The sequence below is a fragment of the Janthinobacterium sp. SUN128 genome, from assembly GCF_030587275.1.
GTDB lineage: Bacteria > Pseudomonadota > Gammaproteobacteria > Burkholderiales > Burkholderiaceae_D > Janthinobacterium > Janthinobacterium lividum.
Genome location: NZ_JAPWHY010000003.1, coordinates 219215 through 233560 on the forward strand (window position 1 = coordinate 219215; position 14346 = coordinate 233560).

Annotated in this window: 14 protein-coding genes and 1 tRNA gene; 1 reads left to right on the forward strand and 14 read right to left on the reverse strand. The window is 62.4% G+C overall.

Going from position 1 to position 14346, the window contains the following annotated elements; all coding sequences use genetic code 11:
• Nucleotides 1-12: 12 nt before the first annotated feature.
• The 10 genes from O3297_RS23700 to O3297_RS23745 all read right to left on the reverse strand — a co-directional run bounded on the left by O3297_RS23700 (nt 13) and on the right by O3297_RS23745 (nt 10399).
• Nucleotides 13-1788 (reverse strand): ABC transporter ATP-binding protein, encoded by a 1776-nt coding sequence (locus O3297_RS23700; RefSeq protein ID WP_305050409.1) that lies wholly within the window; start codon nt 1786-1788, stop codon nt 13-15.
• Nucleotides 1782-3548 carry an ABC transporter ATP-binding protein gene (locus O3297_RS23705; RefSeq protein WP_305050411.1) on the reverse strand — a complete coding sequence of 589 codons (1767 nt, stop codon included), beginning with the start codon at nt 3546-3548 and terminating at the stop codon, nt 1782-1784. Before O3297_RS23705 ends, O3297_RS23700 begins: the two co-directional genes overlap by 7 nt.
• A gap of 114 nt (nt 3549-3662) precedes the next feature.
• Nucleotides 3663-4631 carry a FecR domain-containing protein gene (locus O3297_RS23710; RefSeq protein WP_305050412.1) on the reverse strand — a complete coding sequence of 323 codons (969 nt, stop codon included), beginning with the start codon at nt 4629-4631 and terminating at the stop codon, nt 3663-3665.
• 3 nt (nt 4632-4634) lie between these two features.
• Nucleotides 4635-5153, reverse strand: a complete 519-nt coding sequence (locus O3297_RS23715) for a sigma-70 family RNA polymerase sigma factor (protein ID WP_099389969.1) — start codon at nt 5151-5153, stop codon at nt 4635-4637.
• Nucleotides 5154-5274: 121 nt separating this feature from the next.
• Nucleotides 5275-6687, reverse strand: a complete 1413-nt coding sequence (locus tag O3297_RS23720; protein ID WP_305050413.1) for a lipopolysaccharide biosynthesis protein — start codon at nt 6685-6687, stop codon at nt 5275-5277.
• A gap of 21 nt (nt 6688-6708) precedes the next feature.
• The gene (locus O3297_RS23725; protein WP_305050415.1) at nt 6709-7257 is read right to left on the reverse strand and encodes a dTDP-4-dehydrorhamnose 3,5-epimerase family protein; all 549 of its coding nucleotides are present in this window, start codon (nt 7255-7257) and stop codon (nt 6709-6711) included.
• A gap of 55 nt (nt 7258-7312) precedes the next feature.
• Entirely contained in the window at nt 7313-8236 is a 924-nt protein-coding gene (locus tag O3297_RS23730; RefSeq protein WP_305050417.1) for a glycosyltransferase family 2 protein, read from the reverse strand.
• 109 nt (nt 8237-8345) lie between these two features.
• The gene (gene ychF / locus O3297_RS23735; RefSeq protein ID WP_305050419.1) at nt 8346-9437 is read right to left on the reverse strand and encodes a redox-regulated ATPase YchF; all 1092 of its coding nucleotides are present in this window, start codon (nt 9435-9437) and stop codon (nt 8346-8348) included.
• A gap of 153 nt (nt 9438-9590) precedes the next feature.
• The gene (locus O3297_RS23740) at nt 9591-9824 is read right to left on the reverse strand and encodes a helix-turn-helix transcriptional regulator (protein ID WP_034778346.1); all 234 of its coding nucleotides are present in this window, start codon (nt 9822-9824) and stop codon (nt 9591-9593) included.
• Nucleotides 9824-10399: a DUF2975 domain-containing protein gene (locus O3297_RS23745; RefSeq protein WP_070278949.1), complete on the reverse strand. Its 576-nt coding sequence runs from the start codon at nt 10397-10399 to the stop codon at nt 9824-9826. Before O3297_RS23745 ends, O3297_RS23740 begins: the two co-directional genes overlap by 1 nt.
• Before the next feature lie 118 nt (nt 10400-10517).
• Here O3297_RS23745 and O3297_RS23750 point away from each other — a divergent pair, with 118 nt between their 5' ends.
• Nucleotides 10518-11615, forward strand: a complete 1098-nt coding sequence (locus tag O3297_RS23750) for a serine hydrolase (protein ID WP_305050420.1) — start codon at nt 10518-10520, stop codon at nt 11613-11615.
• Here O3297_RS23750 and pth read toward each other — a convergent pair whose 3' ends face one another.
• The 4 genes from pth to O3297_RS23770 all read right to left on the reverse strand — a co-directional run bounded on the left by pth (nt 11616) and on the right by O3297_RS23770 (nt 14270).
• Complete coding sequence (gene pth, locus O3297_RS23755) at nt 11616-12200, reverse strand: aminoacyl-tRNA hydrolase (RefSeq protein ID WP_086145733.1); 585 nt, start codon at nt 12198-12200, stop codon at nt 11616-11618.
• Between the two features lie 115 nt (nt 12201-12315).
• A complete protein-coding gene (locus O3297_RS23760; protein WP_034778340.1) occupies nt 12316-12924 on the reverse strand; it encodes a 50S ribosomal protein L25/general stress protein Ctc in 609 nt (202 codons plus the stop codon).
• 168 nt (nt 12925-13092) lie between these two features.
• Nucleotides 13093-14043 (reverse strand): ribose-phosphate pyrophosphokinase, encoded by a 951-nt coding sequence (locus tag O3297_RS23765; protein WP_034753270.1) that lies wholly within the window; start codon nt 14041-14043, stop codon nt 13093-13095.
• A 150-nt stretch (nt 14044-14193) separates the two neighbouring features.
• Nucleotides 14194-14270, reverse strand: a tRNA-Gln gene (locus O3297_RS23770).
• Nucleotides 14271-14346 lie beyond the last annotated feature (76 nt).

Here is a 14346-nt window from a genome sequence, read left to right on the forward strand (position 1 = left end):
TCGTCATCCCGTTCATTGCTGCGGCGCGGCGGAGGCGATGCGCCAGCCCTTGGCCGCCTGGCGCTGCGCCAGGAAGTGCGCATACAGGCCGTCCTGCGCGCGCAAGGCGCTTGGCGTGCCCTGCTCGCGAATCGTGCCACCGTCCAGCACGACGATCTGGTCGGCCATGGCCACCGTCGACAGCTGGTGCGCGATGACGATCACCGTGCGCCTGCCGCGCAACCGCGCCAGCGCTTCGGCGATGGCGGCCTGGTTTTCCGCGTCGAGCGCGGCTGTCGCCTCGTCGACCAGCAGAATCGGCGCATCCTTGACCAGCGCGCGCGCAATCGCAATACGCTGGCGTTCGCCGCCGGACAGGCGCGCGCCGCCCTCGCCCACCAGGGTATCGAGTCCCTGCGGCAAGCGGGCGATGATTTCGCCCACTCCCGCCTGCCGCGCCGCTTCCAGCACCTCGGCATCGGTGGCATCCGGCTTGCCGATGCGGATGTTGTCGCCGATGCTGCCCTGGAACAGATAACTGTCCTGGAATATCTGGCTGATCTGGCCGGCCAATTGCTCGCTGGACATGTCGCGCACATCGACGCCGCCCACCCGCACCGTGCCGGCACTGGCGTCAAAGAAGCGCGCGATCAGGCGCACCAGGGTCGTCTTGCCGGAGCCGGAGGTGCCGATCAGCGCCGTCATGCTGCCCGGCGCGATGTGCAGGTTGATGTCCGTCAATACATCTGGCTGGTCCTGTGCATAGCGGAAAGCCACGCCGCGCAGCTCAACGGAGCCATCGCGCGGCGCTTGCGGCTTGTGTGCTTCCGGCAAGGGCTGCACGGCGAAAATATCGCGCGCAGCGTCCAGCGGCCCCCGCGCGCCGCGCAGCACTTCGCCATAGCTGGCCACTTCCTGCAGCGGGTCGACAAAGCGCACCACCAGCAGCAAGGCCACGATGACGGCGATGGCATCGCCCGTGCCGGCTGCACCGCCCAGCAGCGCGTTCAGCCACAGCGCGGCGGCGGCCAGCAAGGCGGCAAAGATGGCTTGCACGGTCCAGGCGTTGAGTACGGACGATAGCGCCGACAGGTAAATGAGCCGCGTGCCCGCGTGGCGCTGCGCGTCGATGGCTTGCTGCAGGAAACGCGTGCCGCCGTCAGCTGCACCACCGCCGTTACCATTGAAGGCGCGCAACACCGATTGCGCTTGCGCAAACTCCACCAGGCGCTGGCTGGTCTGGGCAAAATGATGGTGGTAGGCATCGTCGGCGCGCTGGCCCAGGTATGCCGTGAGCCGCAAGGCGCCCGCCAGCAAGGGCAGCGCCAGCAACGCGATGACACCCAGTTGCCAGTGCAGCGCAAACAGCGCGGCAAGCATCACCACGGGCGTGACGGCGCCACAGATCACGGGCGTGAGCACGTGGGCGGGCAGCTGGGCCACATTCATCATGCCTTGCGTGATGACGTGGCCCAGCTTCGCTGTATGCTCCGGCGTGAACCAGCCGACGGGCAGGCGCGCCACGTGGTCGCCCAGGCGCTGGCGCGCCCCTTGCAAGACCGTCACGCCCACACGCACGCCCGCTTTTTCCACCTGACGCCGCCAGGCCCAGCAAGCGACCAGCCCGGCCAGCAGCACGATTAGCCACAGGGCTGCGCCGCCCGTATCGCCGGCCAGCAAGCGGCCCAGGGCCAGCACCAGCGCCGTGATCGTCAGCCCGCTGAGCACGCCGTACGCAAGCGCCATGGCACAGTAGCGGCGGAACACGGGCGCATCATCGCCCAGCAGTTGAATGAATGTTTTCAGCATGGGAGCAGCGTTTCTTTCAAGGTGTCTTGATAGCCGCCCAGCGCCCACAGTTGCGCATAGCGGCCCTGGTGGGCAAGCAAGCCGGCATGGCTGCCCTGCTCGACGATGACACCGTTCTCGACAACGACGATATTGTCGGCATGCATGACCGTGTCGAGCCGGTGCGCGATCACCAGCAGGGTGCGGCCTTGGGCAAAGCGCGACAGCGCGTCCTGGATCGCCACTTCGTTTTCCGCATCGGCCGCGGCCGTCGCCTCGTCGAGCACCAGCACGGGCGGGTCGAGCAGCACGGCGCGCGCGATGCTCACGCGCTGCAACTCGCCACCGGACAGTTGCGCATCCTCGCCGATGACGGAATCGTAGCCGCGTGGCAAGGCCAGGAGGCGCTCGTGGATGTTCGCCAGGCGCGCCGCCTCTTCAATTTCCTGCAAGCTGGCCGACGGCCGACCCAGCCCGATGTTCTCGCGCACGCTGGCGTGGATCAGCCGCACTTCCTGCAGCACGAAACCGATGCGCCGGTACAGCTCGGGCGTGGCGATGTGCCGCAGGTCGACGCCACCGAGGGTGATGCGTCCTTCGGTCGGGTCGAAAAAGCGCAGCAGCAGCCGCGCCAGGGTAGACTTGCCGGAACCGGAGGCGCCGACGATGGCCGTCACCGTGCCAGGACGCAAAGTGAGCGTGATGTCCGACAGCACTTTGTTGTGCCCATCGTAGGCATAGCCCACACGCTCCATGCGAATCTCGGTGCCGTCAGGCAACTGCTGCTCATCCGGTGCCGGCTGCGCCAGTACGGGCGTGTCGAGCAAGGCTTGCACGCGCTGGGCGGCGCCCGTCGCATTGTTGAGGTCATGCGTCAGGTAATGCAGCAATAGCATGGGCGCGGAAATGCCGGGCGCCACCAGGGCGAACGGCAGGATATCCACGGGCGCCATCCAGCCCAGCGCCACGAAGGCCGTGCCGGCAAGCACCACCACGCCCAGCACGGCGACGGGCGCGATCAGCGCGTTGGCGTTGGCCATCGAGCCGACCAGCGGACGGGTAAACGCGGCAAACGCCTCGGCAAACGCATCGACGGCCGTGCGGTAGCTGCCGTGCGCGCGTCCCGTGGCGCCAAATGCCTTGACCACGGGGATGCCGTTGACGAACTCCACCACGGCATTGTTGATGCGTCCCATGCCGGCGACGAATTGTTCCATGTTGCCGCCGCTGGCTTTCATGGCACGGCCAAAGAACAGGAAGAAGCCTGGAAATGGCAGGATGGCGATGAGGGCCAGGCGCCAGTCCATGGCGAACAGGTAGATAATGGAGATGGCGATGGCGCCCACGGCGCGCCCCGTCGTCGTGTAGAAGTGCGCGGTGAGGCTGTGCAGGGTATTGATATCGTCCTGCATCGCCTGCTTGACCTCGCCCGAAGCGCGGCTGGTGAACCAGCCCAGCGGCACTTGCCCCAGGCGCTGCATGGCTTGCAGGCGCAGTTGATGGGTGAGGCGGTTGTCGGCCAGGTGCGCGGCCAGCTCGCCCAGCGAGATCAGGGCCATGCCTGCAAACAGGCAAGCGACGCTGGCGATGATGATCTGCCATACATCGCCCCGAACCAGCGCGGGGTTCAGGGCGATGTGCGCGATCTGCGCGATGCCTGCCAGCGGTACCAGGGTAAGCATAGAACCAGCGCCGGCCAGCACGGCGGCGGCGATCAGGCGTCCGCGGATGGGCTGGAGTATCCGGCTGATCGGGCCGGCCTGGCGGCTTGGGCTACTCATGGGAAAGGCGGGAAAAAACGGGCATAAGGTCAATGATTAAGGGTGGCTCTCACCCTATATCCCGAACGAGAATGCGAAACCCTCAATCGGGCCCGCGAAATTGTCAGGCAGAGGTTAGGGTATGGCTTGCACCGTCACCCAGTAGCGCGTGCGCGCAACGATTTGCACGGGCAAGGCCAGCGCCAGGTTATGCAGCGCGCGGTCCGTGTCGCGCAGGGAAAACACGCCGTTGACGCTCAAGCTGGCCACGGCAGGGTCGCAGCGCAGCAGGCCGGGGCGATAGCGGGCAAGTTCCGCAAGCAGCTCGTCCAGGCGCATGTTGTCGGCCACCAGCACGCCCTTGCTCCAGGCCATGGCGCTGGCGGACGCGGGTGCGCCAGACTGCACGATATCGGCCGAGAAGATGGCGCTGTAGCCCGTGTCGATGCGCACGGCCTGGCCAGGCGCATGCGCGAGGCGCACTTCGACGGCGCCCTCGAAGACGGCCACGCGCGACGTGTGTTCGTCTTGCCGCAAAGTAAAACGCGTGCCCAGCGCCCGCACCGTGCCGTGGCGTCCCTGCACGCGGAAAGGCCGCTGCGCCGGATCGGGATCGTGCGCCGTCGTGACGAGGATTTCGCCGCTGCGCAGGATCAGCAAGCGCTCGCTGGCGTCGAAGCGCACGTCGATGGCGGAAGCGGAAGCGAGCGTCACGCACGTGCCGTCAGGCAAAGTAATCTCGCGGATCTCGCCTGTGCCGGTGCCGTGGCCGGCCGTGGCCACTTGCCAGGCATCCGTGCCGCGCAGCAGGTACGCCATGCCGCCCACGGGCAGCAGCACGGCCAGCAGCTTCAGGGCACGGCGGCGGTTCAGGTAGGCGGCCGGCGCCGGTTCGCGCAGCGCGTGCCGGGCCGCATCGCGCGGCACGCTGTGCAGCTTGCCTTCGAACGCTTGCAAACGCTGCCAGGCGAGGTCGTGGTGCGGATGGGCGGCACGCCAGCGGGCACAGGCAGCCCGGTCTTCCTCGCTGGCGTCATCGGACCACAGGCGCGCCATCCACTGGGCTGCCTGCTGCACGATGGCCGGTGCAATCACCAGCTCCATGGCTCAGGCGTCCGGCGCATGCATGGCCTCGTAGCAGGCCAGCAAGCCGGCGGCGATGTATTTTTCGACGGAGGACACCGAGACGTCCAGTTCGGCGGCGATGTCGCGGTAGCTCAGGCCATCGAGTTTGCACAGCAGCAATGCCTTGCGCGCCTTGGCGGGCAACCGGTGCAGCACGGCATCGATTTCCGTCAGTGCCTCGATCACCAGGGCGCGCTCTTCCTCGGACGGCGCCAGCGCTTCGGGCACCAGGGCCAGCACTTCCAGGTAGGCCGCTTCGATCTGGCGGCGGCGGTACAGGTCGATGACCATGCCGTTGGCGATCTGCGTCAGGTGACGGCGCGACTCCCCGGCCGGCGGCACCCTGCCCGTCTTCATCAGGTGCAGGTACACATCGTGCGCCAGGTCGGCCGCATCGAAGGCATTGCCGAGTTTACGGCGCAGCAAGCCACGCAGCCAGTGATGGTGGTCGGTGTAAAGACTGCTGACTTGCTGCTGAAGCGCTAACTCGGCGGTGCTCACGATACCCTTCCTGTCGCCAACGGCCGGCAAGAACAGGCGCATCGGATTATAAATGAGAATTATTCTCATTGTACGCGGAGTAACAAGGAAAGCGCAACACGGCGGCGGGCAGCAAACTCGGTCAGCCCTGCTGCCTGGCCGGCTTGAGCAGGCTGAAGGCGGCCCATAGCGAAGGCCGGTAGACGTGCATTGCGGCCGCCAGCAGCACGCCCCACGCCAGCGGAGCAAGCAGCCCCAGGCGCTGGGCAAAAAGGGCATGCCCCATCGCCAGCAGCGACAGCACGATGGCGTTCAGGTACAGCGAACGGCGCGGCAGCGGACGCCAGACGCGCATGCCCAGTTCCGTCTTGACGACAAAATACACGAGGAAACCCAGCAGCTGCGCCACGGCGGCGCCCGTGGCGCCACAGCGCGGCACCAGCACGGCGCCCGCCAGCAAGGTGCCCAGCAAGCCTGCCGCGAAAGCGGCGATGGATAAGGAAGGACGGCGGGCCAGGCTGATGCCGACACCGCTCACTTCCGCCAGGGCGTACAGCAGCGGCTGGCCCACAGTGGCCACTGCCAGGTAGGCGACGCCATGATAATTGGGAGGCAATATCCATCCGATCAGCCAGGCCAGGGCGCCAGCCAGGCAAAAGCCCACGACCACGATGGCCTGCGCATGGCGGCAAATGGCGGCAATATTCGACAGGTCGCCACCGGCGGCGGCCCATTTGTGCACTTGCGGTACCCAGACAATCGTAAAAATCGACTGCACCAGCCAGGCGCCGGCGGCCACGCGCATGGCCAACGCATAAATACCGAGCTCGTCAAAGCCGGCAAAGAGGCGCAGCAAGCCCATGCCGGCAGACAGCATGGACAGGTAAAAAATGCTGCTCACCAGCAGGGGCCCGGCCTCGGAAAGCAGACGCCGCAACAGCACCCAGTCCAGGGCGGCGTTCCAGGCTTGCGCCAGCGATGCGCGTGCATGCCACAGCAGCCAGAGCGTGACCATCCAGGTGGTGGTCACGACCAGGCTTGCCAGGTGCACGAAATTTCGCTGCGGATCCCACCACAGGACAGGCAACAGCATCAGCAGTGTGATTTTTGGCAGCACTTGCGCCAGGCTGAATACCCAGGCGCGCTCCTGCATGCGAAAGAGTTGCGCGATCAGGCGATTGACCTGGGCGCTCAGCATGCCTGCAGCGAACAGGATGGCCAGGGCGGGTTGCGCAACGTCAAATAACAATTGCGCTACCGGCGCGGCAAACAGCAGTATCACGGCCAGTGCCACGGGCGCCAGCAGCACGGCCGGCAACAGGCACGCCTTCAGCAAGCCGCTACGCGCGGTGCTGTAATGGTATTCATGCAGAAAGGCCTTATCCAGCCCCAGCGACAGCAGCAAACTGGCCACCGTGCACGCGGTCATGAAGAAATCCAGCTTGCCGATGTCGGCAGGCGGAAACAGCCAGGCCACGGCAGGCACGGTGGCAAGGCTGCCCAGCAGCGACAAGATGGGGCCGGCTGAAAAACCCGCGAGACGGGTCAGGCGCATCAGCCAGGCAGGCAGGACATCTCAGCCATGCCTGTCGTTGGAGAAACGATATGGCACCGTGTCCGAATCGGCTGGCACGCGCCAGTGATCCGGCGCATCATAGCGATATGCATGGTCCACCGCATTGACGAGGATGGCTGGCGTACTGCAGTAATTCTGCACGCCATGCCAGACGCGCGGCGGCACGACGAGCAGGCCGGGACGCTTGGTGCCCAGCTTGAATTCGTTGAGCATGCCAAAGGTGGGCGAATCTGCGCGCGCGTCGTACAGCACCACGCGCATCTGGCCCGCCGCCACGAACAGGCGGTCCGTCGTGATGGCATGCGCATGCCAGGCGCTCAGCCCGCCCGGCTCCAGGGTCGAGGCGAATATCTGGCCTATCTGCGCCGCATCGGGCACCCATTCCGTACGGAAAATTTCAGTCAGGCTACCGTACGCCGTCAAGACAGGCTTGATTTCCTGAAAAATCACGCCATCGATCAAGGAAGGCGTCGTCGGCTTCCATTCCTTGGTAATGCTTTCGCCATCCTGCTTCGCGTCAGCCAACAACCAGTTATCTTTCTCAGCCACCAAATTATCCCCAGAAATTTTATAAAAATACTCTTATGTATTGCAACCGTATTATCTATCGCCGCGGCAGGTCCTTCAATCCCCGGCGGCGGCGCAATTCACGTAGAAAAGTACCTCTACGCCAATACCTGAGCCAATAGATGGGTTGTGGCGGCCATAGAGCCAATAAATAAAAGATTCGCCGCAGCAAAGCTTTCATGGCAATGACTGCACACCGGACCGGAGAAATGTAGCGTTCCTGACTCAGCTTGCCACATAGTGTTGCGACCGCTTGCAAAATATTCACGGGATTTTGCATATACTCCCACCAGAACGCATGTTCGCTATTCTGCCGCTCAAGGTACGCATTGCTGCGCCTGCCAGACTGGATCAGAATGGCGCCGATACGGGGCTGGCCCAGCATCAATCGTCCTGCACGATAGGCCCGGTGCAACCAGGCCTGCGACGGCCAGCACCGCAGCTCCCACGAAGGTTGCCATGGACCAATTTGCAGGGCCAGTTCACGCCGCATGACCCACAAGGTAGCCGGCACATTCATCCACGGACGATAAGGACACAGTTCATCAGTTAGTGCCCCGTCAATGTGATGTTCCGACAGGCCAATGCCCAGTCCCTGGTCAAAGACCAAATCGGCTCCGGCGCGCTCGAGGACATCGATATTGCTTTGCAAATGATCAGGCAACCACAGGTCATCGTGGTTCAGGAATGCCAGATAGGTGCCACGCGCCAGGCTGACACCGAGATTGTTGGGTCCCGTCTGCTCGCCGTAATTGGTGTCCAGGTTCACAAAGCGGATACGCGCATCGCCGAACGCGGCAATCACCTCGGCAGTGTCGTCGGTGCAGCAATCGCCGACGATAATCAGTTCCCAATCCTGCACGGTGCTGGCGAGTGCCGATTGAATCGCATACCCGAGGATATTGCTCCGGTTATACGTGGCCATGACAATGGAAACGAGCGGGTGTTTCTCTGACTGCATGGCAAGCCTTTCACATCACAGACAAAAAATGCCGCCCAAATACATTGAGCGGCATTTCGCAATGGACGAATGCAGTATGTTGCTGGCGCTCGCCAGCAAGCATCTGTCCTTAGACGTTGAACAGGAAGTTCAGCACGTCGCCATCCTTGACGATGTATTCCTTGCCTTCGGCGCGCATCTTGCCCGCTTCCTTGGCGCCCGCTTCGCCCTTGTAGGCGATGAAGTCGTCATAGGCGATGGTTTGCGCGCGGATGAAGCCGCGTTCGAAGTCGGTGTGGATCACGCCGGCCGCTTGCGGTGCCGTGTCGCCCACATGGATGGTCCAGGCGCGCACTTCCTTCACGCCAGCCGTGAAGTAGGTTTGCAGGCCCAGCAGCTTGTACGCGCCGCGGATCAGACGGTCCAGGCCTGGCTCTTCCATGCCCATGTCGGCCAGGAAAGCGCCCTTGTCGGCATCGTCCAGGTCGGCGATTTCCGCTTCCAGCGCGGCGCAGATGGCGACGATAGGCGCGTTTTGCGATTGCGCATAGGCCGTCAGCTGGTCCAGCAACGGGTTATTCGTGAAGCCCGTGTCGGACACGTTGGCCACGAACATGGCCGGCTTGGCCGTGATCAGGCACAGCGGCTTGATCAGTTCCATTTCGTCGGCGTCCAGGCCCATGGCACGCACGGGCTTGGCATCGTTCAGGTAAGGCATCATGCGTTCCATGATGGCCAGCAGCTTGGCCGCGTCCTTGTCGCCCGAACGGGCTTTCTTGTTTTCGCGGTGGATGGCTTTTTCCACGGTGCCCATGTCGGCCAGCGCCAGTTCAGTCTGGATGACTTCGATATCGTCGAGCGGATTGATCTTGCCGGCCACGTGGATGACGTTGTCATCTTCGAAGCAGCGCACGACGTTGACGATGGCGTCCGTTTCGCGGATGTGCGACAGGAACTGGTTACCCAGGCCCTCGCCCTTCGATGCACCGGCCACCAGGCCGGCGATGTCGACGAATTCCACGATGGCGTTGACCATGCGTTCCGGCTTGACGATGGCGGCCAGCGCATCCATGCGCGGATCCGGCACTTCGACGACGCCGACGTTCGGCTCGATGGTGCAGAACGGATAGTTTTCAGCCGGGATGCCGGCTTTCGTCAGTGCATTGAACAGGGTGGACTTGCCGACGTTCGGCAAGCCGACGATACCGCATTGGAGACTCATGGAAAACCTTTAAATAATCAATATTGCCGGCAAGCGGCTGGTGCAAAACGGCCGTTGCGGGCGTTTTCTGGATAATCTTGCTGTATTAATGCTTGTAAGGGTCAATTGTACCTCTATGCACCCTACTCTTCAAAAAAACCGCCCTCTGTGCCGCTAACTGTCGCCATCCCCGTCGTCCGGCTGCGACGCATCGAATTCCAGGATGTCGCCGGGCTGGCATTCGAGCATCTCGCAGATTTTCGACAGGGTATCGAAACGCACGCCGCGCACCTTGCCCGACTTTAAGAGGGACAAATTCTGTTCCGTGATGCCGATGAAGGCCGCCAGTTCCTTCGATTTCACTTTTTTCCTGGCCAGTACCAGGTCGAGGCGCACGACGATGCCCATCAGATAAACCCGCTGTTTTCATCGGCCAGGCGCTGGCCTTCGTGGAGGATTTGCGCCAGCGCAAGGAAAACCGTGCACAGCAGCAAGGTCCACAAGTCGCCGCCCGTGATGTCGATGACCAGGCGCAACTGGCTCGTCCCCTCGTCCAGCAAGCCAAACAGCATGCCGCGCACGGTCGGCTCCAGCAACGTCAACACTGTTCCCAGCAGCAAGCCACCGGCAAAACGGCGAAAGCGCTGCGCCACCTGCGGCGTAAAAAACACGCCCTGCTCGAACTGGCGCAAGACCACGGCCAGCTGGCGCACGGCGTCGCCCAGCACCAGCAAGGCTGGCAAGGCCAGCGCCAGGCCCAGACCCCGCTGCCACAAGGGCATGGCCGCCAGGCGCTCGAATGGCTGGCTCTGCAATTGCAGCAACAATTCATACATGCCCGCATCGCCCAGGCTGCCGTGCGCAGCCGGCGCGGGCGCCAGCCAGCCCAGCACCGTCAGCAGCAGGTACAGCACAAAGAACGCGGAGACGCCGTAGCGCACGCGCCGGCTCAGCGCCGCCGGTCCCTCTGGATTTTTTTTCATATTTAAAAGTATACGAAAGCGTCAAGTGTCGTTAGAATAAATTATCGTAAAACAATAATTAAATCATGTTTTGCGACCATTTTAACATGTTCGCTCACCCCTATCGACTGGAGACACCATGAAAACCCTGCTTGCCTCACTCGTTTGCAGCACCGCCTTTTTGCTCAGCGGCGCCGCCCGCGCCCATGACTTGCATGCCATGCTGCAGCAGGCGCTGGCCGACAAGAGCGTGCCGGCCATGGCCATTCTCGTCATCCGTGACGGCAAGATCGAGGCGCAAACGCAAGCGGGCGTGCGGGCCAATGACGGCCAGGACGCCGTGCGCGCCGATGACGTGTGGAATATCGGCTCCAACGGCAAGGCCATGACGGTGACCCTGATCGCGCGGCTGGTGGAACGGGGCGTGCTGTCGTGGGATGCGCCGTTGTCAGCCATGCTGCCCGCGCTGGCCGGCGGCATGCGCGCCGAGTACCGCGATGTCAACCTGATGGATCTGCTGTCGCACCGCGCCGGCCTGCCGCCCAATCCCGATGAGGCATGGATCAATTCCACCTATACGGACACGCGGCCATTGCCGCTGCTGCGCCTGGAATACGCGCAGCGGGCGCTGGCCGATGCGCCGGTGGCCGCGCCGCGCGGCGAATCGCACTACTCGAACAGCGGCGCCATGATCGCCGCCGCCATCGCCGAGCGGGTCACGGGCAAGACATATGAGGAACTGATGCAGGCGGAGGTGTTCGGCCCGCTGGGCATGCAGGCCGCCTTCGGCCCCACCGTGCGGGGACAAAACCTGGGCCACAAGGAAAACAAGCCGATCGCCGGCTTGATGGCCAGCAATCCGCTGATGATGGCGCCCGATGGGGAAATTCACCTGAGCATGCAAGGCTGGGCCAAGTTTGCGCTCGATCAACTGCATGGCGAGCAAGGCAAGGGGAAACTGCTGAAACAGGAAACGTATGTGTTGCTGCACACGGCGCAGGGCGACACAAATGCGGCATTGGGCTGGGGCGTGATGCACTTTCCGCCCCAGGCCCCGCAGCGCGTGCTCACGCACCTGGGTTCGAACGGCTACTGGCACGCGCTGATCGCGCTGGCGCCCGGCAGCGGCGATGGCTTGCTGATCGCCGCCAACGCGGGCGAAGGCAGCAGCGCTCAGGCCAGCCAGCAGCAGATGGCGAAAACCATCATGGCCGGCTTCGGCAAAGCGGGGAAATGACTATGCCGTGTGCAACTTCATCGTGGCGGCCTCGAACTTGCCCTCGACGATCTGCGGCATCACCTGCAAGGATTTCTCGATCGCCTGCTCGATCAGCTCCTGGTCTTCGCGGCGCGGGCGGTGCAGCACGAAATCGGCCACCTGCTGCTGCAGGCTCAAGGTGCGCGGATGACCGATGCCCAGGCGCAAGCGCCAGTAATCCTGCGTGCCCAGCGCGGCCGTGATGTCCTTCAATCCATTATGGCCGCCGGCCGAGCCGCCCTTCTTCAGGCGCGCGATGCCAGGCATCAGATCGAGTTCGTCGTGCACGACGAGCACTTCATCTGCGGCAATCTTGAAGAAGCGCGCCAGCGCGCCCACGGACTGGCCCGAGCGGTTCATGAAAGTCAGCGGTTCGAGCAGCCAGACTTCATTGCCGCCGATGGAAGTCTTGGCCAGCATGGCGTTGTAGCGCGAATCGCGCTGCAAGCGCGTGCCGGGCAAGCTGTTGGCGAGGTTGTCCACCAGCCAGAAGCCGGCATTGTGGCGGGTTTGTTCGTATTCGGGTCCCGGGTTGCCGAGGCCGACGATCAGGCGTATGGGCATGGCTGTGTCTGCAGTGTAAAAACGTATTATCGGTGAAAACAGGCAGAAAAAAACCCGTCCGGAGCGAACCGGACGGGTTTTTCCTTGCGACTACCGCATTGCTGCGGCGGCAAAATTACTTCTTGTCAGCAACAACTTCAGCAGCAGCGGCTTCAGCAGCAACGTGGCCAGCCGGTACCGAAGCGGTAGCGATGGTCAGGTTGGCGCCGTGGGTGACAGCGGTCACGCCAGCTGGCAGGACCAGGTCGCCAACGTGCAGCGAGTGACCGACGTCGATGTTCGACAGGTCAACGTTGATGAATTCTGGCAGTTGGCCTGGCAGGCACGAAACTTCGATTTCGTTGGCTACGTGGCTGATGGTCGCGCCGTGCAGTTTGACTGCTGGGGAAACGTCAGCGTTGACGAAGTGCAACGCCACTTTCACGTGGATAGCTTGCTTCGAGTCAACGCGCTGGAAGTCAGCGTGCAGAACCAGTTGTTTGTATGCGTGGACTTGGAAGTCGCGCAACAGAACTTGCTGGGAAACGCCGTCGATTTCCAGGTCCAGGATCGACGAGTGGAACACTTCTTTTTTCAACGCGTGGTACAGGGCGTTGTGATCCAGCGAGATCAGCACCGGGGCTTCAGCGCCACCGTAGACGATACCAGGGGTTTGGCCGGAAATGCGCAGGCGGCGGCTCGCTCCGGAACCTTGCAATTCGCGTTTAAATGCGATAACTTTCATGTGAAACTCCAAGAAGAACAAGGCTTGCGCCTTGTGTTATGAAGACTCCCGCGACCAGGAATCCTCGAAAATGGGGTGCAAAACACCCCGAAAATGAAAACACTGCGGCGCAACAGGCAAAAAGCCGGTCGCGCCGCAGGCATTACGTCTGTTGCTGCTCTTGTCGAATTAATCGATAAAGAGGGAAATAACCGAATCACCCTTGATGATGCGCTTGAACGTCTCGGCCAGCAGCGGCGCGCACGTCAATTGACGGATCTTGCCGCAGGCCAGGGCCGCTTCGGACAGGGGGATCGTATCGGTCACGACCAGCTCATCGAGTGGCGACGCCGAAATACGGTCAATCGCCGGGCCCGACAGCACCGCGTGCGTGCAATACGCCACGACTTTTTTCGCGCCGCGCTCTTTGAGCACTTCGGCAGCCTTGGTCAGGGTGCCTGCCGTGTCGACCATGTCATCCATGATCACGCAGTTGCGGCCTTCGACTTCGCCGATGATGTTCATCACTTCGGACACGTTCGCTTTTGGACGACGCTTGTCGATGATGGCCAGGTCGCAGCCCAGGCGTTTTGCCAGGGCGCGCGCACGTACCACACCGCCGACGTCCGGCGACACCACCAGCAGATCCTGGTAGTTTTTCTTTTGCAGGTCGCCCAGCAAAATTGGCGAAGCGTAAATATTGTCGACTGGGATATCGAAGAAACCTTGAATCTGGTCAGCGTGCAAGTCCATGATCAGGACGCGCTCGACACCGGCTTCTTCCAGCATGTTCGCCACCACCTTGGCCGAAATCGCCACACGCGCGGAGCGTGGACGACGGTCTTGGCGGGCGTAGCCGAAGTAAGGAATTGCGGCGGTGATGCGGCCAGCGGAAGCACGTTTCAAGGCATCAACCATCAGCATGATTTCCATCAGGCTGTCGTTGGTTGGAGCACAGGTGGATTGCAAAACAAAAACATCCTTGCCGCGCACGTTTTCGTTAATCTCGACCATTACTTCGCCGTCGGAGAATTTCGAAACGTTTGCTTTACCGAGAGGGATGCCGAGGTTTTTTGCGACCCCCTCTGCCAACGCTGGATTCGCGTTGCCGGTAAAAACCATCAGGTTTTCGTAAGCCATGGGAGTCCCAAGAGGTGATATAGAAGTCTTGAAAAGCACTAACCGGGCATAGGCCCGGTCAGTCATTGTTTAGAATATGCCGCGTGGCAACATATCTGCTTTTTCCCGTACTGGACGCCAACTTCGCATCGACAGACTACGGTGAAATGGTGGCAGGGGAAGAAGGATTCGAACCTTCGCATGCTGGAATCAAAATCCAGTGCCTTAACCAGCTTGGCGATTCCCCTACGTTACTGACTGCTTGCCGTCATGTTGGCCAGTATTATACCGACTATTTGACGCTAAGCAAAATCTTTTTTTGCT